Annotated in this window: 19 protein-coding genes and 1 tRNA gene; 14 read left to right on the forward strand and 6 right to left on the reverse strand. The window is 32.9% G+C overall.

Annotated elements, in window-relative coordinates:
• The first annotated feature begins 14 nt into the window (after positions 1-14).
• The 14 genes from M3P09_RS04030 to M3P09_RS04095 all read left to right on the forward strand — a co-directional run bounded on the left by M3P09_RS04030 (position 15) and on the right by M3P09_RS04095 (position 15,933).
• On the forward strand, positions 15-1,976 hold the full coding sequence (locus tag M3P09_RS04030; RefSeq protein WP_099564492.1) for a penicillin-binding protein: 1,962 nt from the start codon (positions 15-17) through the stop codon (positions 1,974-1,976).
• Positions 1,973-3,436: a UDP-N-acetylmuramoyl-L-alanyl-D-glutamate--2,6-diaminopimelate ligase gene (locus M3P09_RS04035; RefSeq protein WP_249972125.1), complete on the forward strand. Its 1,464-nt coding sequence runs from the start codon at positions 1,973-1,975 to the stop codon at positions 3,434-3,436. The genes M3P09_RS04030 and M3P09_RS04035 overlap by 4 nt, the downstream gene beginning before the upstream one ends.
• Positions 3,437-3,454: 18 nt before the next feature.
• Positions 3,455-4,696, forward strand: coding sequence for a phospho-N-acetylmuramoyl-pentapeptide-transferase (gene mraY / locus M3P09_RS04040; protein WP_099564490.1), 1,242 nt, complete (start codon positions 3,455-3,457; stop codon positions 4,694-4,696).
• Between the two features lie 49 nt (positions 4,697-4,745).
• On the forward strand, positions 4,746-6,083 hold the full coding sequence (gene murD / locus M3P09_RS04045; protein ID WP_249972126.1) for a UDP-N-acetylmuramoyl-L-alanine--D-glutamate ligase: 1,338 nt from the start codon (positions 4,746-4,748) through the stop codon (positions 6,081-6,083).
• A 7-nt stretch (positions 6,084-6,090) separates the two neighbouring features.
• Positions 6,091-7,284: an FtsW/RodA/SpoVE family cell cycle protein gene (locus M3P09_RS04050; protein ID WP_099564488.1), complete on the forward strand. Its 1,194-nt coding sequence runs from the start codon at positions 6,091-6,093 to the stop codon at positions 7,282-7,284.
• Positions 7,285-8,379, forward strand: a complete 1,095-nt coding sequence (gene murG / locus M3P09_RS04055; protein WP_249972127.1) for an undecaprenyldiphospho-muramoylpentapeptide beta-N-acetylglucosaminyltransferase — start codon at positions 7,285-7,287, stop codon at positions 8,377-8,379.
• Complete coding sequence (gene murC / locus M3P09_RS04060; RefSeq protein ID WP_249972128.1) at positions 8,380-9,732, forward strand: UDP-N-acetylmuramate--L-alanine ligase; 1,353 nt, start codon at positions 8,380-8,382, stop codon at positions 9,730-9,732.
• A 16-nt stretch (positions 9,733-9,748) separates the two neighbouring features.
• Complete coding sequence (locus tag M3P09_RS04065; protein WP_347709794.1) at positions 9,749-10,441, forward strand: cell division protein FtsQ/DivIB; 693 nt, start codon at positions 9,749-9,751, stop codon at positions 10,439-10,441.
• A 3-nt stretch (positions 10,442-10,444) separates the two neighbouring features.
• A complete protein-coding gene (gene ftsA / locus M3P09_RS04070; protein WP_099564484.1) occupies positions 10,445-11,752 on the forward strand; it encodes a cell division protein FtsA in 1,308 nt (435 codons plus the stop codon).
• Between the two features lie 56 nt (positions 11,753-11,808).
• Positions 11,809-13,809, forward strand: a complete 2,001-nt coding sequence (gene ftsZ, locus M3P09_RS04075; protein ID WP_249972129.1) for a cell division protein FtsZ — start codon at positions 11,809-11,811, stop codon at positions 13,807-13,809.
• Between the two features lie 103 nt (positions 13,810-13,912).
• Entirely contained in the window at positions 13,913-14,362 is a 450-nt protein-coding gene (locus tag M3P09_RS04080) for a GatB/YqeY domain-containing protein (RefSeq protein ID WP_249972130.1), read from the forward strand.
• Between the two features lie 10 nt (positions 14,363-14,372).
• Positions 14,373-14,446 (forward strand) — tRNA-Arg (locus M3P09_RS04085).
• 118 nt (positions 14,447-14,564) lie between these two features.
• Positions 14,565-15,425, forward strand: coding sequence for a zinc-dependent peptidase (locus tag M3P09_RS04090; protein WP_249972131.1), 861 nt, complete (start codon positions 14,565-14,567; stop codon positions 15,423-15,425).
• Between the two features lie 91 nt (positions 15,426-15,516).
• The gene (locus M3P09_RS04095; RefSeq protein WP_099564481.1) at positions 15,517-15,933 is read left to right on the forward strand and encodes a CBS domain-containing protein; all 417 of its coding nucleotides are present in this window, start codon (positions 15,517-15,519) and stop codon (positions 15,931-15,933) included.
• Here the strand turns inward: M3P09_RS04095 and rpe are convergent.
• The 6 genes from rpe to fbaA form a co-directional block, all read right to left on the reverse strand.
• On the reverse strand, positions 15,930-16,592 hold the full coding sequence (gene rpe / locus M3P09_RS04100) for a ribulose-phosphate 3-epimerase (protein WP_099564480.1): 663 nt from the start codon (positions 16,590-16,592) through the stop codon (positions 15,930-15,932). The two genes, M3P09_RS04095 and rpe, sit on opposite strands and share 4 nt — an antisense overlap.
• Before the next feature lie 140 nt (positions 16,593-16,732).
• Entirely contained in the window at positions 16,733-17,596 is an 864-nt protein-coding gene (locus M3P09_RS04105) for a sigma-70 family RNA polymerase sigma factor (protein ID WP_034041378.1), read from the reverse strand.
• Between the two features lie 267 nt (positions 17,597-17,863).
• On the reverse strand, positions 17,864-20,113 hold the full coding sequence (locus tag M3P09_RS04110; RefSeq protein WP_249972132.1) for a polyribonucleotide nucleotidyltransferase: 2,250 nt from the start codon (positions 20,111-20,113) through the stop codon (positions 17,864-17,866).
• 160 nt (positions 20,114-20,273) lie between these two features.
• Positions 20,274-20,543, reverse strand: coding sequence for a 30S ribosomal protein S15 (gene rpsO, locus M3P09_RS04115; protein ID WP_099564478.1), 270 nt, complete (start codon positions 20,541-20,543; stop codon positions 20,274-20,276).
• A 129-nt stretch (positions 20,544-20,672) separates the two neighbouring features.
• Positions 20,673-21,530 carry an acetyl-CoA carboxylase, carboxyltransferase subunit beta gene (gene accD, locus M3P09_RS04120; protein WP_249972133.1) on the reverse strand — a complete coding sequence of 286 codons (858 nt, stop codon included), beginning with the start codon at positions 21,528-21,530 and terminating at the stop codon, positions 20,673-20,675.
• Between the two features lie 279 nt (positions 21,531-21,809).
• Positions 21,810-22,877, reverse strand: coding sequence for a class II fructose-bisphosphate aldolase (gene fbaA, locus M3P09_RS04125; protein WP_099564476.1), 1,068 nt, complete (start codon positions 22,875-22,877; stop codon positions 21,810-21,812).
• Positions 22,878-22,917 lie beyond the last annotated feature (40 nt).

Genomic DNA, 22,917 nt, shown 5'->3' on the forward strand with positions numbered 1-22,917 from the left:
TTATAGCAGGATGTATGTTCATCTTCGGCGTTGCTGTGGTGTTTAAATTGCTGAGTATTCAATTTTTACAAGGTGATAAGTATAAAGCTATGGCAAGTGAGCGCATAGTAAAAGATGTAATTATTCCTGCAAATAGAGGAAATGTATATTCTGTAAACGGTAATTTGCTAGCAACATCGGTTCCAAAATATGATATTAGAATAGATGCTATTACACCTTCTTCAAAAACGTTCGAAAAGCATTTGAAGCCTTTAAGCGATTCTCTTTCAAAATACTCAGGAAAACCTTCAAGCTATTATCAAAAAGAAATTAGAAAAGCTAGAGCTAATAAAAATAGATATTATTTGTTGGCTAGAAATATTGGGTATTCAGATTATATAAGAATTCGAAATTTTCCAATGCTAAATCTTGGTGCTTTTAAAGGCGGATTGATAGTAGAGCAAACAACAAAACGAGAACATCCAATGGGTGGTATTGCACAGCGTACTATTGGTTACGAACGTTTTGATGAAAAGGGAAATGTAACACGCCCTGGAATTGATGGCGCCTACGGAATTCAATATTTGAGAGGCACCGATGGGAAAAGAAAAAAGCAACAAATAGGAAAAGGGCAATGGAAGCCATTAAGTGATGCTAACGAAATTGAACCTAAAGACGGTTATGATGTCTATACTACCATTGATGTAAATATTCAAGATATAGCGCATCATGCACTTTTGGAACAATTAGAGAAATATAAAGCAGATCATGGCTGTGTGGTGGTTATGGAAACCAAAACAGGAGAAGTAAAAGCTATAGCAAACCTAGGTAGAAATTCGCTTGGTAATTATTATGAAAGGAGAAATTATGCTGTATGGGAATCTCACGAGCCGGGGTCTACGTTTAAATTAATGGCTATTACAGCAGCTCTTGAAGATAAAGTTATAGATACAAGTGATGTAGTAGATACAAAAAAAGGAAGATTAACTTTTTACGGTAAACATGTAGACGATTCGAATCATAAAGGTTATGGGAAAATAACCGTGTCTAAAGCTTTTGAGTTATCTTCTAATACTGGTATAGTAACAGCTATAGATCATGCTTATAAAGAAAAGCCTAGCAAGTTTGTTGATAGGCTTTATGATATGAGTTTGAATGAAAAGTTGGGATTACCAATTATTGGAGAATCAAGTCCAATTATTCCAGACCCAAGAATAAAAAATAAACGTTGGAGTGGTATTGCATTGCAATGGATGGCGTTTGGTTACGGTGTGTCATTCACGCCATTACAAACATTAACCTTTTATAATGCTATTGCTAATGATGGCGTGATGGTGAAACCACAGTTTTTAAAAGAAGTTAAAGAATTTGATAAAACCATTGTGCCTTTTGAAAAAGAAGTAATCAACAAACGAGTATGCTCAAAAGAAACTGTTGCAAAAGTTCAGCAATTGTTAAAAAATGTTGTTGAGAAAAAACACGGAACTGGTAATAGATTGTATTCTAAAAACTTCTCAATGGCAGGAAAAACTGGGACCTGTCAAAAGGATTATAGAGACAAATCAAAATTAAATTATATCTCATCTTTTGCTGGGTATTTTCCAGCAGATAACCCTAAATACTCATGCATAGTAGTTATACATGAGCCAGAAAAAGGTATTGGGTATTATGGAGCAGATGTGTCTGGGCCTGTGTTCAAAAAAGTGGCTCAAAAAATATTTACAGATACACCTATTATTGATGAGGTAGAGTCCTTGGAAGTTAAAACCGCATCAACTGAAAAAGAATACGAAAATTTTTACAAAACAGCTCAAACCTATAAAACTATAATGCCTAATGTGGTGGGCTTACCAGCTATGGATGCTTTGGCATTATTGGAAAATATGGATGTAAATGTAAAAGTAAAACTTAGTGGTAGTGGTATTGTAAAACAACAATCAATCAATAAAAATGTAAAGCTAAAAGATAATCAAACCATTGTTTTAAAAGCATCATGATGATATTAAAAGACATATTATATAAAGTAACTCTCAACGCTGTTGTTGGAAGTACTGGTGTGTCTATTAATAATATTCATTTTGATTCTAGAAACATTAAAAAGGCCGATTTATTTGTTGCTATTAAAGGTAATGTGGTTGATGGGCATAAATTCATTGATGTTGCTATAAAAAACGGAGCAATAGCAATTATTTGTGAAACTTTACCAGATAATTTGATAGATGGTATTACTTATGTCGAGGTTGATAATTCTAATAGTGCTTTAGCTATTATGGCATCTAATTTTTATGATGCGCCTTCAGAAAACTTAAAGCTTGTTGGGGTTACAGGAACAAATGGTAAAACAACTGTTGCAAGTTTGTTAAGTCAATTGTTTAAAAAGGCAGGATACAAAGTAGGTTTGCTTTCAACAGTAAAGATATTAGTAGATAATAAGGTATATAAAGCAACACATACAACTCCAGATTCTTTAACTATAAATAAGTATTTAAAAGAAATGAATGATGCTGGAGTCGAGTTTTGCTTTATGGAAGTTAGTTCTCACGGAATTCATCAAAACCGAATTGAGGGATTATGTTTTGAAGGTGGCATTTTTACCAATCTGTCTCACGATCATTTAGATTATCACAATACATTTTCGGAATACCGAGATGTGAAAAAAACGTTTTTTGATACGCTCTCATCAAAAGCATTTGCCCTTGTGAATACAGATGATAAAAACGGATTGGTAATGCTGCAAAACACACAAGCAAAAAAATACACTTATGCTTTAAAAGGATATGCTGACTATAAAGCACAAATTCTAGAAAATCAGTTTGGAGGCTTGTTGCTTAAGGTTAATGATAGCGAAGTTTGGACACGCCTTATCGGAAATTTTAATGCCTACAATGTATTGGCAATTTATGCTACTGCAGAATTGTTAGGTTTAGAAAAAGTTGAAATTCTAAGATTGATAAGCGAGCTGGAAAGTGTAAGCGGACGATTTCAATATATCATTTCAGATGAAAAAATCACTGCAATTGTAGATTATGCGCATACGCCAGATGCTTTAAAAAATGTGCTGGAAACCATCAATAGTATTCGTACTAAAAATGAAGAATTAATAACCGTCGTTGGTTGCGGTGGAGATAGAGATAAAACTAAGCGCCCAAAAATGGGACACATTGCATCAGCATTAAGTACTAAAGTGATTTTTACAAGCGATAATCCGCGAAGTGAAGCTCCTGAGGTTATTCTTGAAGACATAGAAAAAGGTGTTGAGCCTCAAAATTTTAAAAAAATTGTAACCATATCCGATAGAAAACAAGCTATTAAAACAGCTTGTCAGTTAGCTCAACCTAACGATATCATTTTAATAGCGGGCAAAGGGCACGAAACCTATCAAGAAATTAAAGGTCAAAGATTTGATTTTGATGATTATAAAATAGTACAAGAGTTTTTAAAGCAATTACAGAAATAAAAAATAATCAATATATAAATGTTGTATTACCTATTTGAATATTTAGAAAAACAATTCCAATTTCCAGGAGCTACACTTTTCGGATTCTTAACGTTTCGTGCAGCTTTGGCTATGATTTTATCGTTGCTTATATCTACTATATATGGAAAAAGAATAATTCGTTTTCTTCAGAAAAAACAAATGGGAGAGACTATTAGGGATTTGGGTTTAGATGGACAAGCGCAAAAAGCAGGAACGCCAACTATGGGCGGAATCATTATTATTCTTGCCACTTTAATACCAGTATTATTACTCGCGAAATTGGAAAATATTTACATCATTTTATTGATTGTAACTACGCTCTGGATGGGAGTTATTGGGTTTATTGATGATTATTTAAAGAAGTTTAAAAATGATAAAGAAGGCTTAAAAGGGCGTTTCAAAATCTTGGGACAAGTTGGACTTGGAATTATTATAGGTACTACCTTGTTTTTTCATGATGATGTAACGATGAAAGAAAAACTTCCGTTAGAAGTACAGCAGGAACTTTTAGCCGAAAACCCAAAAATAGAAGCTTCAAAACTATTTAAGGAGGAAGTAAAATCAACAAAAACAACCATTCCCTTTGTAAAAGGAAACGAGTTTGATTATTCAGATTTAATTACATGGATTAGTCCAGACTTGGAAAAGTATGCGTGGATTATATTTATTCTAATATCAATTTTAATAATAACTGCGGTTTCAAATGGCGCAAATCTTACAGACGGAATTGATGGATTAGCAGCTGGTACTTCAGCAATAATAGTGCTCACTTTGGGAATTTTTGCATGGGTTTCTGGTAATATTATTTTCTCAGAGTACCTCAATATTATGTATATCCCAAGGGTTGAAGAAATTACTATTTATATCGCAGCTTTCGTAGGAGCACTTATTGGCTTTTTATGGTATAACACTTTTCCTGCACAGGTTTTTATGGGTGATACAGGAAGTTTAACTATAGGGGGTGTTATAGCAGTTATAGCGATTGCAGTTCGTAAAGAGTGGTTAATTCCAGTTTTGTGCGGTATATTTTTAGCAGAAAATATGTCTGTAATTATGCAAGTGAGTTGGTTTAAGTACACCAAGAAAAAATACGGGGAAGGACGTCGCATTTTTAAAATGTCACCATTACATCATCACTATCAAAAATCGGGATATCACGAAAGTAAAATAGTAACACGCTTTTGGATTATAGGCATTTTGTTAGCGATACTGTCAATAGTGACCTTGAAAATACGATAGTAAATTCGTCATTCTCGCGAAGGCGAGAATCATATGAAATGAAAACGAAATGACAAAACAAAGATTAGTCATATTAGGAGCAGGAGAAAGTGGTGTGGGAACAGCGCTTTTAGGAAAGAAAAAAGGATACGAGGTTTTTGTTTCGGATAAAGGAAAAATAAAAGAAAAATATAAACAAGTTCTTATACATAATGAGATTGAATGGGAAGATGAAAAGCATTCTGAAGAAAAAATTCTAAATGCGAACACTGTCATGAAAAGCCCAGGAATTCCAGATAAGGTTGATTTGATAAAACAAATTCGAACTAAAGGAATTAAGGTGGTTTCAGAAATTGAATTTGCATCAAAATATACTGATGCTATAATTGTTGGAATTACTGGAAGTAATGGTAAAACAACCACAGCATCGTTAACACATCATATTATAAAGCAAGAGCTAAATGTTGGGTTAGGGGGAAATATTGGCGACAGTTTTGCTAAACAGGTTTTGGAGCATGATTTTAAAAATTATGTACTTGAAATCAGTAGTTTTCAATTAGATGATATTATTGATTTTAAACCACATATAGCAGTAATTACTAATATAACTCCTGATCATTTGGATAGATATGATTATCAATTTGAAAACTATATCGCTTCTAAATTTAGAATAGCCATAAATCAAACAAAACATGATTATTTGATTTATGATGCAGATGATGAAGTAATCACTAATCATTTAAAAGAATACCCAGTTCAATCAACATTATTGCCATTTTCATTAAAAAAAACTATTAAAAATGGCGCGTATTTAGACAAAGAAAAAATTATAATAACAATAGATAACAACCAAATAATTATGCCAACAACAAATCTAGCATTAGAGGGAAAACATAACATTAAAAATGCAATGGCAGCCTCAACTGTTGCACATTTATTAAAAATTAGAAAGCAAACCATTCGTGAGAGCTTAGAAAATTTTCAAGGAGTCGAACATCGTTTAGAGCAAGTGTTAAAAATTAATAAAGTTCAATACATAAACGACTCAAAAGCCACCAATGTAAACGCAACATATTACGCTTTGGAAAGTATGGATACGCCAACGGTTTGGATTGTTGGTGGAACAGATAAAGGAAATGATTATGAAGAATTGTTTCAATTTGTAAACGAAAAAGTAAAAGCAATTATTTGCTTAGGTGTTGACAACGAAAAACTGATGAATACGTTTGGTAATATGGTTGACATTATAATTGAAACACAATTTATGAGCGAAGCTGTAAAAATAGCCTATAAAATAGCCGAAGCTGGAGATAATGTATTGTTGTCGCCTGCGTGTGCTAGTTTCGATTTGTTTGAAAACTATGAAGACAGAGGACGTCAATTTAAAAATGCAGTAAGAAATTTATAAAAAATAAGTGCAAACATTATTTAAAAATATAAAGGGAGATCGTTTAATTTGGGCAATAGTTGCGTTGTTGGCTATACTATCGTTTTTGCCTGTTTATAGTGCTGCTAGTAATTTGGCATATAGAGGCGGAAACGGAAATACTTTTGCGTTTTTTGTTAAACACTTTATGCATTTGTTTTTAGGGTTTGCAATAATGTATGGCGTGCATAAAATACCATACCGATATTTTCGAGGATTATCATTAGTAATGATTCCTATTGTTTTAGTGTTGTTGGGCATTACAATGTTACAAGGAACGGTTGTTGAAGGAGCAAGTGCAAGTAGGTGGATTCAGATACCAATTGTGGGGATGTCATTTCAAACATCAACATTGGCATTAGTAGTACTTATGGTTTATGTAGCGAGGTATATGTCTAAAGTAAAGGATAGAGTAATAACTTTTAAAGAATCTATATTGCCACTTTGGGTGCCAGTATTTTTAATTTTAGCATTAATTCTTCCTTCAAATTTTTCAACAGCTGCCATAATGTTTTTAATGGTTTTAGTATTGGTTTTTTTAGGAGGGTATCCTATGCGCTATATAGGAGTGATTTTAGGCTCTGGATTATTAGCTTTAGTGCTTTTTGTGATGGCTGCAAAATTAACTTCAGGGCCATTAAATGTTAAGGTGACTACTTGGGAAAATAGAATTAAAAATTATTCAAATGGAGAAGACACTCAAGCCGATTATCAAATAGAGAAAGCTAAAATTGCTATAGCCTCTGGCGGTATTCAAGGAGTAGGTCCAGGAAAAAGTATACAAAAGAATTTTTTACCACAATCGTCATCCGATTTTATATTCGCCATAATCATTGAAGAGTATGGATTGTTAGGCGGCTTTACAATCATGATTCTATATATGTGGTTGTTGTTTAGAATAGTTATTGCAGCACAAAAGTCTGATACTATTTTTGGAAAACTTTTAGTTCTTGGCGTTGGTTTACCTATTGTGTTTCAGGCTTTAATTAATATGGCAGTTGCAGTAGAATTATTTCCAGTAACAGGACAAACATTGCCATTAATTAGTAGCGGAGGAACATCTATTTGGATGACATGTTTAGCTATAGGAATTATACTTAGTGTAAGTGCTAAACGAGAAGAAATAAAGGAAAAAGAAAGTAATGAGGATAATCCCTTAGAAATTCTATCGGAAACAATTTAAATGAGTAGTTATAAAATCATATTATCTGGAGGCGGAACGGGAGGTCATATTTACCCTGCTATTGCCATTGCTAACGAAATAAAGTTTCGTTATCCAGATGCTGAATTTTTATTTGTTGGAGCTAAGGATAGAATGGAAATGGAAAAAGTACCACAAGCTGGGTATGATATAGAGGGTTTGTGGATTTCTGGAATTCAGCGAAAGCTTACGTTAAAAAATTTAATGTTTCCTTTTAAATTGATTAGTAGTTTATGGAAAGCTCGCAAAATTATTAAATCCTTTAAGCCAGATGTTGCTATTGGTACAGGTGGTTTTGCAAGCGGCCCATTGTTATATGTAGCAGCTTCAAATAAAATACCAAGTGTAATACAAGAGCAAAATTCGTTTCCAGGAATAACGAACAAGTTATTGGCTAAAAAGGCTAATAAAATATGTGTTGCATATGATGGACTAGAGCGTTTTTTTTCTAATGAGAAAATGATTAAAACCGGAAATCCAGTGCGACAAGATTTGTTGGACATTGATACAAAAACAGTTGATGCCAAAAACCATTTTAATTTAAAACATGGTAAATATACACTGTTAGTTATTGGAGGCAGTTTAGGCTCTAGACGAATAAATGAACTAATTGAAAAGGAGTTAGATTTTTTTGATACTCAAAATGTACAAATAATTTGGCAATGTGGTAAGCTGTATTATCAGCAGTATAAAATTTATAACAATACCGAAGGAATCCAAGTTTATGAGTTTTTAAATAATATGGACTATGCCTATGCAGCTGCAGATGTAGTGATTTCTAGAGCAGGAGCAATTTCGGTTTCAGAACTTTGTATTGTAGGTAAGCCTGTAGTTTTTATTCCGTCGCCAAATGTAGCTGAAGATCATCAAACAAAAAATGCTATGGCGGTAGTAAATAATGATGCAGCACTACTAATTAAAGAAGAAGATTTAGATGTCGATTTTGAGAATAAGTTTTCACAACTCATAGCATCTCCAGATAAACAAAAGGAATTAGGAGAAAACATAAAAAAACTGGCATTAATTAATGCTACAAAAGAAATAGTAGACGAAATAGATAAACTACTTAAAAAATAAATGAATTTAAACAAGATACATAACATCTATTTTATTGGTATTGGAGGTATTGGTATGAGTGCTTTAGCGCGATATTTTAATGCTAATAATAAGAATGTATCTGGCTATGATAAAACTAAAACAACAATTGTTGACGAGTTAACCGTTTTAGGTATTGATATACATTTTGAAGATTCAATAGAAAATATAGATAATAAATTTTTAGATCCTGAAAATACACTGGTAGTTTATACTCCAGCTATCCCTAAGAGTCATGCAGAATATAATTATTTTAAAACTAATGGTTTTCAAGTTTTAAAACGATCTAAAGTATTAGGATTAATAACAGAAAACACTTTTTGTTTAGCTATTGCTGGTACGCATGGAAAAACAACAACTACGAGCATTCTTGGGCATTTAATGTATGAATGTGGTGTGGAGTTAACAGCTTTTTTAGGAGGGATTAGTGAAAATTATAATTCTAACTTAATACTTAAAGGTAATGAGGTTTCGGTTGTTGAAGCTGATGAGTTTGATAGATCCTTTTTAGCGCTATCACCAAACTTTGCATGCATAACATCAATGGACGCTGATCATTTGGATATTTATGGAGAGGCTGATGCTTTGCACGAATCATTTAAAGCATTTTCGAAACGAATCAAACCTAATGGGAAGCTATTCGTTAAAAGCGGATTGCCTTTACATGGAATTACTTATGGAATTGAAGATAATTCAGATTATACCATTCAAAATAAAAAAATAAAAAACGGCACATATGTTTTTGATTTGAAAACGCCAAAAACAGTGCTGGAAAATTTACAATTTAACCTGCCTGGGAGACATAATTTGTCGAATGCATTAATAGCCTTGGCGATGGCTGTAGAATATGGTTGCCCTAACCAGCAGCTCGCCAATGCTTTAGCATCTTATAAAGGTGTGAAAAGAAGATTTACATATCATATAAAAACTGATGATTTAGTTTTTATTGATGATTATGCGCATCATCCAGAAGAAATTAATGCTGTATATCAGGCGGTTAGAGAAATGTATCCTAGTAAAAAAGTATTGGCAATTTTTCAACCTCATTTGTATTCAAGAACACGTGATTTTGTTGACGAATTTGCTAAAAGCTTATCGCAATTTGATGAGGTAATACTATTAGATATTTACCCTGCTAGAGAACTACCTATTGAGGGTGTAACATCTTATTGGTTATTAGGAAAAGTGAATAATGAAAATAAGCTGCTAGTAAGCAAAGCAGAATTACTTTCAAAAATAGAAAAAAGTAATGCTCAAATTGTATTGACAATAGGAGCCGGTGATATAGGAGAGGAAGTAAAACATATAAAAAAGGCCTTAAGTGTTGCGAGTTAATTGGAGTTACATAAAAATGATTGTTCTGCTAAGTTTAGTGGTCTTCTTGTTTGCCTTTTCTTCAAATAGAAATGGGCAAAGAGTAATAACTAAGCCCAATGTTAAGTTTATTGGCGACGACAACCTTTTTATTACAAATGAGACTGTTAGTAAATTGTTAATACAAAATTATAGAGGGGTTAAAAATGTACCCAAAGAAACTTTAGTTTTGAATGAATTAGAAAATGCCCTAAAATCTAATCCAATGATAAAAACTGCAGAAGTGTATGTTGCTGTAAATGGTACACTTAATGCAGAAATTGAACAAAAAACACCTATTGCACGAGTAAGTACAAATGCGTCTTATTATATTGATGATGAAGGTTTATACATGCCGTTATCTGATAATTATTCAGCTAGAGTACCCTTAGTTACTGGTTATATTGAAAAAAATAATTTAAAAAATGTCTATAAAGTAGCAAGTAAAATTAATACGGATGATTTCTTAAAAAAGAATGTTATTGAAATTCATCAAAGTGTTAATAAAAAAATATACTTGAAACTTAGGCAATGCAAATTTTTAGTTCAATTAGGTGATGTTAGTTTTTTAGACAAAAAAATTAATAACCTAAAAGCGTTTTATCAAAAAAATCAAAAAGAAAAAACGCTTAATAATTATAGCAAAGTTAATTTGCAATTTGAAAACCAAGTAGTGTGTACCAAAACGTAAACCATGGAGCATAATTTAGCAGTAGGATTAGACATAGGAACCACAAAAATTGTGGCTATGATTGGTCGTAAAAACGAATACGGCAAAGTTGAAATTTTAGGTATTGGTAAATCTAAAAGCTTAGGTGTACATCGTGGTGTTGTAAACAATATTACGCAAACTATTCAATCAATTCAGCAGGCAGTTCAAGAGGCTGAAGTTGCTGCTGATATGAAAATTATGGGTGTAACCGTTGGTATAGCTGGGCAACATATTCGTAGTCTTCAACATAGCGATTATATTACCAGACCAAATTCGGAACATGTTATAGATGAAGAAGATATAGATAGACTCATCAATCAAGTTCATAAATTGGTAATGCTTCCGGGTGAAGAAATAATTCACGTATTGCCGCAAGAATATAAAGTTGATGGACAAGCCGAAATAAAAGAACCTATAGGTATGTATGGAGGTAGGCTAGAAGCAAACTTCCATGTAGTGGTTGGGCAAGTGTCTTCAATTCGAAACATAGGGCGTTGTGTACAAAGCGCAGGTTTAAATTTAGAAGGCATTACATTGGAGCCGTTGGCATCAGCAAATGCAGTATTAAGTCAAGAAGAGAAAGAGGCTGGTGTAGCATTAATTGATATAGGAGGAGGAACTACCGATTTAGCTATTTTTAGAGATGGTATAATTCGTCATACTGCTGTTATCCCGTTTGGAGGAAATGTGATTACTGAAGATATAAAAGAAGGCTGCTCAATTATAGAAAAGCAAGCAGAGCTTTTAAAAATAAAATTTGGTTCAGCATGGCCAGGTGAGAATAAAGACAATGAGATTGTTTCTATTCCAGGATTACGTGGTAGAGAACCAAAAGAAATAACATTAAAGAATTTATCAAAAATTATTCATGCTCGTGTTGTAGAAATTGTAGAGCAAGTTTATGTTGAGATTAAAAATTACGGACACGAAGAACAAAAGAAAAAACTAATAGCTGGTATTGTTTTAACTGGAGGAGGAAGCCAGTTAAAGCACTTAAAACAATTAGTAGAATATATTACGGGAATGGATACCAGAATAGGCTATCCTAACGAGCATTTAGCAGGTGATAGTGATGATGACATTACTAGCCCTTTGTATGCAACAGCAGTAGGATTGGTTTTGGATGGTTTAAAACGTCAAGAGAGAAAAAAAGTAGAGCAGCAGCAAAAAGAAATTGAAGAAGAAGAAAATCATGAAGAAGAAATTAAAGAGAAACCAGTTAAAGAACGACGGTCGTTTCTCGATAAGCTAACAGAACGCGTTAAAGATTTTTTAGATAACGCTGAGTAAATATAAACCATTGAATTAAAAATATAAAAGTATAAAACCCCAGTAAAACAGAATTTATGAGCAGCAAAAAAGAATTCGAAAGCATCGCATTTGATTTACCAAAAAATCAATCAAATGTTATTAAAGTTATTGGTGTTGGAGGCGGTGGTAGTAATGCCATTAACCATATGTTCCAACAAGGTATTAAAGGAGTCGATTTTTACATCTGTAATACAGATGCACAAGCGCTTCAAAATAGTGGTGTTCCAAACAAAATCCAATTAGGTGTTAATTTAACCGAAGGATTGGGAGCCGGTGCTAATCCAGATATAGGGGAGCAGTCTGCTGTTGAAAGTTTCGATGACATTTCAACAATGCTAGATACTAATACAAAAATGGTTTTTATAACAGCTGGAATGGGAGGTGGTACAGGAACAGGTGCAGCTCCAATAATTGCCAAAATGGCTAAAGATTTAGATATTCTAACAGTTGGTATTGTAACTATGCCTTTTGCTTTTGAAGGTAAAATGCGTATTGAACAATCCCAAAAAGGAATTGAAAAATTAAGAGATGTTGTAGATTCTTTAATTGTAATAAATAATAATAAACTTCGCGAAGTTTATGGAAACCTTGGTTTTAAAGCTGGTTTTTCTAAAGCTGATGAAGTGCTATCAACTGCTGCTCGTGGTATAGCCGAAGTTATTACACATCACTATACACAAAATATTGATTTACGAGATGCAAAAACGGTATTAAGTAATAGCGGAACAGCTATTATGGGATCTGCATTAGCATCTGGTCAAAATCGTGCACAAGATGCTATTCGAAAAGCTTTAGATTCGCCGTTATTAAATGATAATAAAATTACTGGTGCTAAAAATGTATTGCTACTAATTGTTTCAGGATCGCATGAAATAACTATTGATGAAATTGGAGAAATAAATGATCATATTCAAACCGAAGCTGGTCATGGTGCAAATATTATTATGGGTGTTGGTGAAGATGAAGCATTAGAAGAATCTATCGCAGTTACCATTATAGCTACTGGATTTAATGTGGAGCAACAAGATGAAATTTCTAATACAGAAACCAAAAAAGTAGTACATTCATTAAGTGAAGATGAAGATGCTAATGTAAAAGCTGCTGAACCTGTTATTATTGAACCTATAGTTGAATTAGAAGAGAAGAAAGAGACACCAGTAGTTAGGCATACTTTAGACTTAGAATCAGAAGAAGAGCCAATAAAACAACCTCAAAAAACAGTTGTAAAAGAAGACTCTATTGCAGAAAACATTGATGTGTTTTCAAAAGACATAAACCTAATTCCGACATCAGAAATTATTAAAAACATTGATGTAGTTTATGATGAAGTTAAAGCCGATATTGTTGAAGAAGAAGATTTTATAATCAAGCCAGTAACAAGAATGTCTGATGACCTAGAAGATATAACAGATGTTGAGGTGATTTCAGATTATATTGAAGAAGAACAACAAATAACATTAACATTCGATTTGCCCTTATCTTCAGACATTGAAGAAGATGTAAATGCAGAGGATATTATTTCTTATCAATTAGATGAAGAAACTAAAGATATCCCAGTTAAAGATTACGTAGAGCTAATCACGGTGAATGAAACAAATGAGAAAGGAGATGTACGCTATGTGTTAGATGATTATGCTGAGGTAGAATCTGCAATGAATAAAAGAGTACCAGAATCTAACGAAGTTGTAGAAGAAATAGATAATGATGTTGTTTTTGAAAAGAAGGTTTTAAAAGAAGAAGTCGTTGAAGAATCATCAGTTGAAGAAGCTGACCCTATGAACAGTCCTATTTCAGAATTGTTGATAGAAAGAGCAGAAGAACGCAGACGTAAAATGAAAGAGTTTAATTATAAATTCAATAATGCTAAGATTGATGACATTGAAAAAGTACCAGCATACAAACGTCAAGGTGTGAATTTAGAAGATGCAAAGCACTCTTCCGAAACCGATATGTCTAGAACAACTATAGGTTTAGATGATAATGATGATATTCAATTAAGAAGCAGCAATTCTTTTTTACACGATAATGTAGATTAATATATTACTAGAACTTACTTATTTATGTGCCCGAAAAGTACCCTTAGCTTTTCGGGCATTTCTTTTTAATTATTTTTATCTTCGCATATCAAAAAAAGAATACATGAGTTTACAACAAGATATTATGTCGGCTTTAAAAAGCGCCATGAAAGCTAAAGATCAAACGGCTTTAACAGCTTTAAGAGCAGTTAAATCTGCTATTTTATTAGCTCAAACAGAAAGTGGTGCAAAAGAAGAATTAACTGAAGAGCAAGAGCTTAAAATACTTCAGAAGCAAGTAAAGCAACGTAGAGATAGTGCAGCAATTTATCTAGAGCAGAATCGTGAAGATTTAGCAGCTCCTGAAATTGCTGAAGCAGATGTAATAGCACAGTTTTTACCAGAGGCTTTAAGTGAAGAAGAAATAGAAAAGGTAGTTGTAATGACTATTGATAATATAGGAGCTCAAGGCATGAAAGATATGGGTAAAGTTATGGGGATTGTAAGTAAAGAGCTGGCTGGACAAGCAGACGGAAAAACGATTTCAAGTATAGTTAGACAAAAATTATCATAAAGTAAATAACGGCTGCGTAGTTCAACTGGATAGAATATCAGATTTCGGCTCTGAGGGTTGGGGGTTCGAATCCCTTCGCGGTCACTTTTATAAAAAAAAGCGAGCTATATGGCTCGCTTTTTTTTATAAAATGAAAAATAAATACCCTATTATTATGTTAATAATGAATACATTCTTGTAGTTTTAATCTTTTAAAACATGTATGCTATATAATCTATTTTTATTTATTAATGAATCTTATACTTATGGTAGTAAGATTATATTGACCATTTTATTTGGGGCATTAGGTTGGCTGTTTCTACATTATGCTTTTAAAATGACAGAAATGGCATATGTTTTAAAACATAAAAAGCCATTATACAATCATTTTTATGTTTTTTTAAGACAATTAAGTGTGTCGCAAAAAGCTATATTAAAAAATCATTTTACTTTTTATAAAAACTTAACAGAAAAGGAAAAGAGGTATTTTGAGCACAGAGTAGCACTATTTATTAAAGACAAAGATTTTATAGGAAGAGATGGTAATAGAATTACTGATGAGGTGAAAGTTTTAATTTCGGCTACTGCCGTTATGTTAACTTTTGGATTTAGAGATTTCTATATTGGTGTTATTTCTAAAATAGTGGTTTACCCAAACAAGTTTTATTCAAACACTAATAACGCCTATCATAAAGGAGAATTTAACCCCAAATTAAAGGCTTTAGTATTATCGTGGGAAGATTTTATAGCTGGTTTTAATGATGAGAATGATAATTTAAATTTAGGAATTCACGAATTTACTCATGCCATACATATAAATAGCATGAAAGAACGTGATGTGAGCTCCACAATTTTTAGTGACTCATTTAAAGAGTTAACAAAATTATTATCAGCAAACGAAGATTTAAGAAGTAAGTTAATGAGGTCTGATTATTTTAGAAAATATGCTTTTACGAATCAGTTTGAATTTGTTGCTGTTATAATTGAAAATTTTATTGAAACACCTCAAGAATTTAAATTACAATTCCCAAAAGTTTACGATAAAGTAAAACAAATGCTTAATTTTAATATAGCTGGATTTTAGGGTAATTAAAATGTCTTCAATCATGATTTTTATCATACTTTTTTCTGTTTTTCATTTATACTTTTAGTATAGAATTTTAAAATGGAATATCATGAAAAGAAGAACTCCAGTTTCAGAAATAATGTCGAAAGAAGTTATAGCTTTGAGTAGAGCTGACGATTTAGAAAGAGCAGAAATGCTTTTTAAAAGACATAATATTAGGCACATCCCAGTAGTTACTGGTGAGTCAATAATAGGAATGTTAAGTTATTCCGATTTGTTGCGGATAAGTTTTGCTGATGCTACAAATGATGAATATAATGTTGACTCAGTGGTTTATAATATGTTTACAATTGAGCAAGTGATGACAAAAAACTTAATAAATGTAACAAGCGAAACTACCATTAAAGAAGTTGCAGAAATCTTAGCAGAAAATGAATTTCACGCACTTCCAGTTGTTGACGACTCTATTTTAGTAGGTATTGTAACAACTACCGATTTAATAAAATATTTGTTAAAGCAGTTTTAAGAATTAGCAATAGCCTTTAAATCTTTAATGGTTTCTGGTTGGTTATTGCTTTTAAAGACATAACTACCAGCAACTAAAACATCGGCTCCGGCTTGCGTTAATGCTTTTGCATTCTTATTTGTAACACCACCATCAATTTCTATAAGTGTTGAAGCTCCCTTGCGTGTAATTAAAGCCTTAAGTTGTTGTACTTTAGAATATGTGTTTTCTATAAAACTTTGGCCGCCAAACCCAGGATTTACACTCATTAAACAGACTAAATCAATGTCGTTAATGATATCCTCTAAAACGTTAATGTTAGTATGCGGGTTTAGTGCCACACCAGCTTTCATGTTTTCTGCTTTAATGGCCTGAAGCGTGCGGTGTAAATGTGTACAAGCTTCATAATGCACAGTAAGTATGTTGCTGCCTAATTCAGCAAATGTTTTAATATATCGATCTGGGTCAACTATCATTAAATGCACATCGATAGTTTTTTTAGCATGCTTAGCAATAGCTTGTAAAACAGGCATGCCAAATGATATATTAGGAACAAAAACCCCGTCCATAATATCAATATGAAACCAATCAGCTTCACTTTGATTAACCATTTCTATATCGCGTTGAAGGTTGGCAAAGTCTGCCGCTAAAACTGAAGGTGCAATTAATTTAGAACTCATATTGATATGTTATTTTATTTGCCGCAAAAATAGTATAAAAAAACAAACCCTCGGTAATCAGCCGAGGGTTCTTTCATCAATCAAAAAACGAACAGTTATGTGAAACTGTTTGTTGTCGTAATTTAGTCGTAATTTAATTACTAACCTAAATAAGTTTTTAATATTTTACTTCTAGACGTATGTTTTAATCTACGTATAGCTTTCTCTTTTATTTGTCTAACACGCTCTCGAGTTAAATCGAAAGTCTCACCAATTTCTTCTAAAGTCATTGGGTGCTGGTTTCCTAAACCAAAGTATAAGCGAATAACATCTGCTTCGCGCGGTGTTAATGTTTCTAAAGCACGCTCAATTTCAGTACGTAACGATTCGTGTAATAATTCTCTATCAGGATTTGGCGATTCACCACTATTTAATACATCATATAAGTTAGAATCTTCTCCTTCAACTAAAGGGGCATCCATACTTACGTGACGACCAGAGTTTTTCATAGACTCTTTAACATCATTGATAGTCATGTCAAGCTCTTTAGCAATTTCTTCAGCACTAGGTGGGCGCTCATGACTTTGCTCTAAAAAGGCAAACGTTTTATTAATTTTGTTAATAGAACCAATTTTATTTAAAGGTAAACGTACAATACGAGATTGTTCAGCTAATGCTTGAAGAATCGATTGACGAATCCACCACACAGCATAAGATATAAATTTAAAACCACGTGTTTCATCAAAGCGTTGTGCTGCTTTAATTAATCCTAAATTTCCTTCATTAATTAAATCTGGTAAAGTAAGCCCTTGGTTTTGATATTGCTTAGCCACAGATACTACGAAACGCAAATTAGCTTTTGTCAATTTCTCTAAAGCAATTTGATCACCAGCTTTAATGCGTTGAGCTAATTCTACCTCTTCATCGGCTGTAATTAAATCTACCTTACCAATTTCCTGTAAATATTTATCTAACGAAGCAGTTTCTCTATTAGTAACCTGCTTTGTAATTTTAAGTTGTCTCATCTAATATTCTCTTGTGATTTAATTGTGAATAAATAGGTTGTTCATTAGTTATACGCACAAATTTTACTTTTTGTTACAAAAAAATAAAATAAATTTTTGTAATCTATATAATTATGACGCAAAAGTCTTAAAAAAGTCACTTTACCTTTTTGCATTTTTTATATGATACAAGCAGTTGAATATTCTGTTGTTAACCCATTTTTAATTAAATAAAAAACCCGCCTAAGTTTAAACTTGACGGGCTTTGAAAGTTTTGAAGATTAAAAATTAATCCTCTTTCTTATCTTCTCTAGGTCTTCTGTCATCACGACGATTATCACGCCCACGATTATCTCTACCTCTGTTATCACGCCCACCTCGATTATTGTCTCTTGGTGGTCTTGCTACATAACCTTCAGGTTTTGGTAAAATTGCTTTACGAGATACTTTTTCTTTACGTGTTCTAGAATCAATTCCAAAATACTTCACATCAAAAACATCGCCCATGTTTACAACATCTGATACATTCTCAGTACGTTCCCAAGCTAATTCACTTACGTGCAATAAAACTTCATTACCTGGTGCATCTGTATATTCTACAACAGCGCCAAAATCAAGCATTTTAATCACTTTTACTTCATAAACGCTACCAACTTCAGGTTTAAATAATAAAGAATCGATTTTTGCCATAACTGCATCGATACCTTTACTTCCTACACCTAAAACTTCAACAATACCTTCTTCAGTAACAGGATCTTCATTAATAACAATAGTTGTCTCAGTTTCTTTTTGAAGCTCTTGAATAACTTTTCCGCCAGGACCAATTAAAGCTCCAATAAACTCATTAGGAATACGTCTAGTTACCATTGTAGGTGCATGATCTTTAACTTCAGCATTAGGAGTTTCTATAGTTTCAGTAATTTTACTTAAAATATGTAAACGACCATCACGTGCTTGTTTTAAAGCATTAACAAGAATTTCGTATGATAATCCTTTTACTTTAATATCCATTTGGCAAGCGGTAATACCATCGGCAGTACCAGTTACTTTAAAGTCCATATCTCCTAAGTGATCTTCATCACCTAAAATATCTGATAAAACAGCGTATTTTCCAGAATCAGCATCAGAAATTAATCCCATAGCAATACCAGAAACTGGTTTCTTTAATTGTACCCCAGCGTCCATCATAGCCATTGTACCAGCACAAACCGTTGCCATAGAAGACGAACCGTTAGATTCTAAAATCTCAGAAACTACACGTACTGTATATGGGCAATCCTCAGGAACCATACCTTTTAAAGCACGTTGTGCTAAGTTACCATGTCCTACCTCACGACGAGATGTTCCACGAATTGGTCGTGCTTCACCTGTTGAAAAAGGAGGGAAGTTGTAGTGTAAATAAAAACGCTCTTCACCTTCGTAGGATGGCATATCTATTTGATTCGCTTCTCTACTTGTTCCTAATGTTACAGTAGCTAAAGCTTGAGTTTCCCCACGTGTAAATATTGAAGAACCATGTGTAGAAGGTAAATAATCAACCTCACACCAAATTGGTCTAATTTCGTCAGTTTTTCTACCATCTAAACGCAAACCTTCATTTAAAGTTAAATCTCTAACGGCAGCTTTTTCGGCTTTAGAATAATACTTAGAAATTAATCCACCAAAGTCTTCTTGCTCTTCTTCAGAAAAAGATGCTTTAATTTCTTCTTTAATTTCACCAAAAGCAGCGCCACGTTCATGTTTAGCAGAACCTGCTTGAGCTACAGCATATACTTTATCATATGCCATGTCATGAATTTTCTTTGCTAAATCAGCATCTTCTCTTTCTGGCTCATACTCACGAGTTTCCTTTTTACCGAAAGCTTCAGCTAAAGCTACTTGAGCTGCACATTGTACTTTAATAGCTTCATGAGCAAACTTTATAGCTTCAGTCATTTCTTCTTCAGAAATCTCATCCATTTCACCTTCAACCATCATTACTGAGTCTGCAGAAGCGCCAATCATCATATCGATATCAGACTCTTCTAATTGTGCTCTAGTTGGGTTGATAACAAATTCACCGTTTACACGACCAACTCTAGCTTCAGAGATTGGACATTCAAATGGAAAATCTGATAATTGAATAGCTGCCGAAGCTGCTAAACCAGCCATAGCATCTGGCATAACTTCATCATCATGAGACATTAATTGAATCATCACCTGAGTTTCAGAATGATAATCTTTTGGGAATAATGGACGTAAAACGCGATCTACTAAACGCATCGTTAAAACTTCGCCATCACTCGGTCTTGCTTCTCTTTTAAAGAAACCTCCTGGATAACGTCCAGCTGCTGCAAATTTTTCTCTGTAGTCTACTGTTAAAGGTAAAAAGTCTACATCTGCTTGTTTGTAATTGGAAACAACTGTACATAATAACATACATTTTCCAGATTGCACAACAACGCTACCATGAGCTTGTTTTGCTAATTTTCCGGTTTCAATAGAAATTTCTCTACCGTCACCTAGGTCTATGACCTCTTTAAAAACTTGTGGAATCATAAATTTTTTTAATTCTAATTAAACAATGGTCGTTGTGTTGTTGTGTAGTTATTGTGTAATGACCAATGAAAAACTGTAATTAGCTTCTTATTTACGATAGTTATACTCTTTCGTGAGAGTTATATTTAAAACAAAAAAGAGGCTGTGAAGCCTCTTTTAATTATTTTCTTAATCCTAATTCTTTTACTATGGCACGATATCTTAAAATATCTTTCTTAGTTAAGTAGTCTAGTAAAGCACGACGCTTTCCAACTAGTTTTACTAATGAACGCTCAGTATTATAATCTTTACGATTATTTTTTAAGTGTTCTGTTAAGTGATTAATTCTTTCTGTAAATAATGCAATTTGTCCTTCTGCAGAACCTGTATCTTTTGCATTTTTACCGTGCTTTTTAAATAGCTTTTCTTTTGCTTTTTGATCTAAATACATGCTAATATTATTGTAAATGATTTTTATGTACACGAAAGTTTTTCTTTCGAGCGGCAAATATAGTAATTTTTAATGATTTATAAGAGTATCTTTTAAAAAGAAAAAAGTGACTAATCAGCCACTTTTATGTTATGATCTTAAAGGTTGGTTTGTTATTAAATCGATGTATTGATTTACTTTGTTTTTTAGTTCTTGTCTATGTGTAATAAAATCTAAAAACCCGTGTTCCAGTAAAAACTCAGAGGTTTGGAAGCCTTCTGGTAATTCTTTTCCCGTAGTATCTCTAACAATACGAGGTCCAGCAAAACCTATTAAAGCACCTGGTTCTGCAATATTAATATCACCAAGCATAGCAAAAGAGGCTGTTGTTCCTCCTGTTGTTGGGTCTGTACATAACGAGATATAAGGAATGCCTTCGTCAGCTAACTGTGCTAATTTTACAGATGTTTTTGCTAATTGCATAAGTGATAATGCTGCTTCCATCATACGCGCTCCACCTGATTTTGAAATAATCATAAAAGGAAGCTTTTTCTTAAGGGCATAATCTGCTGCACGAGCAATTTTTTCACCTACAACGCTACCCATTGAGCCGCCTATAAAAGCAAAATCCATACAAGAAATAACTAAGTCTTTTCCTTTAGATTTTCCTACTGCGCTACGTACTGCATCTTTTAATTTGGTTTTATCTTGTGCTGCTTTTAAACGTTCTGGGTATTTTTTAGTGTCAACAAATTTTAATGGGTCTTTAGATTCTAAATTAGCATCTAATTCTTTAAATTTGTTATCATCAAAAAGTATTTCGAAGTATTCTTTACTGCCAATTCTAACATGGTACCCATCTTCTGGACTTACATAAAAGTTTTGTTCTAATTCTTTAGTATCTACAATTTTGCCTGTTGGAGACTTATACCATAAGCCCTTTGGGGTGTCCTTTTTTTCTTGAGTACTCGTTTGTATTCCTTTATCTTTTCTTTTAAACCAAGACATATGATTTATTTTTTTAGATTATATAATCTTTAATATCATGAATTGCATTAGGGATTGCAACCGTTCGACTATTTGTTAATAGTCTTAACCTTTTGCTTTTTTGCAAAAGATATAGTGGAAAGCCCGACGACAAAATTAAACCTTTTTTTAATTTTGGGGTAATGCCACAATGATTTTATTGATTTTAGTTGTGTAATTAATTGCTTTTGAGTTGAATATAAAAAAAAGACTCTGAATTATACAGAGCCTTTTTCTTAGTATTTGTAGTAAAATTACCTTTTATAAAGTATTTACGTTATTTAAATCTTCGAAAGCCTTTTTTAAACGAGTTACAAATGTTTTTTCCCCTTCGCGTAACCAAACTCGTGGGTCGTAGAATTTTTTGTTTGGCACATCATCTCCATCAGGATTTCCTATTTGCGCTTTTAAATATTCAGCTTTATCTCCCATGTAATCGCGAATTCCACTCATAAATGCATATTGTAAATCAGTATCAATATTCATTTTAATTACACCATAACTTATACCTTCACGAATTTCTTCTACCGTAGAACCAGAACCACCGTGGAATACAAAATCAATATGGTTGTGCTCAACGTTGTATTTTTTAGAAATGTGCTCTTGAGAATTCTTTAAGATTTTTGGAGTTAATTTTACGTTTCCTGGTTTGTAAACACCATGAACATTACCAAATGCCGCTGCAATAGTAAATTGCGAACTCACTTTACTTAATTCTTCATATGCATAAGCTACTTCTTCTGGCTGTGTGTATAGTTTTGAGTCGTCAACATCGCTATTATCAACACCATCTTCTTCTCCTCCAGTAATACCTAATTCAATTTCTAAAGTCATACCCATTTTAGACATTCTTTCTAAATAGGTTTTACAGATTTCGATATTTTCTTCGATTGGCTCTTCTGAAAGATCAATCATATGAGAACTGAATAAAGATTTCCCAGTTTCTTTATAATGTGCTTCACTAGCGTCTAATAAACCATCAATCCAAGGTAAAAGTTTCTTAGCACAGTGGTCTGTATGTAAAATTACTGGAACACCATAAGCTTCTGCTAATGTATGTACATGTTTAGCACCAGCAACGGCACCAGCAATAGCTGCTTTTTGCCCGTCGTTACTTAACCCTTTACCTGCATTAAACTGCGCGCCACCATTTGAAAATTGAATAATTACAGGAGCGTTTAAGTCTCTTGCAGTTTCTAAAACACCATTTATAGTATCTGAACCAATAACGTTAACAGCAGGAAGTGCATAATTATTAGCTTTTGCATGGTTGAAAATAGCTTGAACTTCTTTACCTGTTGCAACACCTGGTTTTATATTATGTCCCATTTTTTATTTAATTGATTAAAAATTAGTAGGTTTCAAAAGT

Source organism: Jejuia spongiicola (assembly GCF_023502325.1).
GTDB lineage: Bacteria > Bacteroidota > Bacteroidia > Flavobacteriales > Flavobacteriaceae > Wocania_A > Wocania_A spongiicola.

What these genes read in the sequence shown, in the direction of transcription:
- fbaA (WP_099564476.1), bottom strand. Translation starts at nt 22,877, where the DNA reads ATGGGACATAATATAAAACCAGGTGTTGCAACAGGTAAAGAAGTTCAA.
- M3P09_RS04105 (WP_034041378.1), bottom strand. Translation starts at nt 17,596, where the DNA reads ATGAGACAACTTAAAATTACAAAGCAGGTTACTAATAGAGAAACTGCT.
- M3P09_RS04080 (WP_249972130.1), top strand. Translation starts at nt 13,913, where the DNA reads ATGAGTTTACAACAAGATATTATGTCGGCTTTAAAAAGCGCCATGAAA.
- murD (WP_249972126.1), top strand. Translation starts at nt 4,746, where the DNA reads ATGACAAAACAAAGATTAGTCATATTAGGAGCAGGAGAAAGTGGTGTG.
- mraY (WP_099564490.1), top strand. Translation starts at nt 3,455, where the DNA reads ATGTTGTATTACCTATTTGAATATTTAGAAAAACAATTCCAATTTCCA.
- M3P09_RS04035 (WP_249972125.1), top strand. Translation starts at nt 1,973, where the DNA reads ATGATGATATTAAAAGACATATTATATAAAGTAACTCTCAACGCTGTT.
- ftsA (WP_099564484.1), top strand. Translation starts at nt 10,445, where the DNA reads ATGGAGCATAATTTAGCAGTAGGATTAGACATAGGAACCACAAAAATT.
- murG (WP_249972127.1), top strand. Translation starts at nt 7,285, where the DNA reads ATGAGTAGTTATAAAATCATATTATCTGGAGGCGGAACGGGAGGTCAT.
- M3P09_RS04095 (WP_099564481.1), top strand. Translation starts at nt 15,517, where the DNA reads ATGAAAAGAAGAACTCCAGTTTCAGAAATAATGTCGAAAGAAGTTATA.
- rpsO (WP_099564478.1), bottom strand. Translation starts at nt 20,543, where the DNA reads ATGTATTTAGATCAAAAAGCAAAAGAAAAGCTATTTAAAAAGCACGGT.
- M3P09_RS04090 (WP_249972131.1), top strand. Translation starts at nt 14,565, where the DNA reads ATGCTATATAATCTATTTTTATTTATTAATGAATCTTATACTTATGGT.
- murC (WP_249972128.1), top strand. Translation starts at nt 8,380, where the DNA reads ATGAATTTAAACAAGATACATAACATCTATTTTATTGGTATTGGAGGT.
- ftsZ (WP_249972129.1), top strand. Translation starts at nt 11,809, where the DNA reads ATGAGCAGCAAAAAAGAATTCGAAAGCATCGCATTTGATTTACCAAAA.
- accD (WP_249972133.1), bottom strand. Translation starts at nt 21,530, where the DNA reads ATGTCTTGGTTTAAAAGAAAAGATAAAGGAATACAAACGAGTACTCAA.
- M3P09_RS04065 (WP_347709794.1), top strand. Translation starts at nt 9,749, where the DNA reads ATGATTGTTCTGCTAAGTTTAGTGGTCTTCTTGTTTGCCTTTTCTTCA.
- M3P09_RS04110 (WP_249972132.1), bottom strand. Translation starts at nt 20,113, where the DNA reads ATGATTCCACAAGTTTTTAAAGAGGTCATAGACCTAGGTGACGGTAGA.
- M3P09_RS04030 (WP_099564492.1), top strand. Translation starts at nt 15, where the DNA reads ATGTTCATCTTCGGCGTTGCTGTGGTGTTTAAATTGCTGAGTATTCAA.
- rpe (WP_099564480.1), bottom strand. Translation starts at nt 16,592, where the DNA reads ATGAGTTCTAAATTAATTGCACCTTCAGTTTTAGCGGCAGACTTTGCC.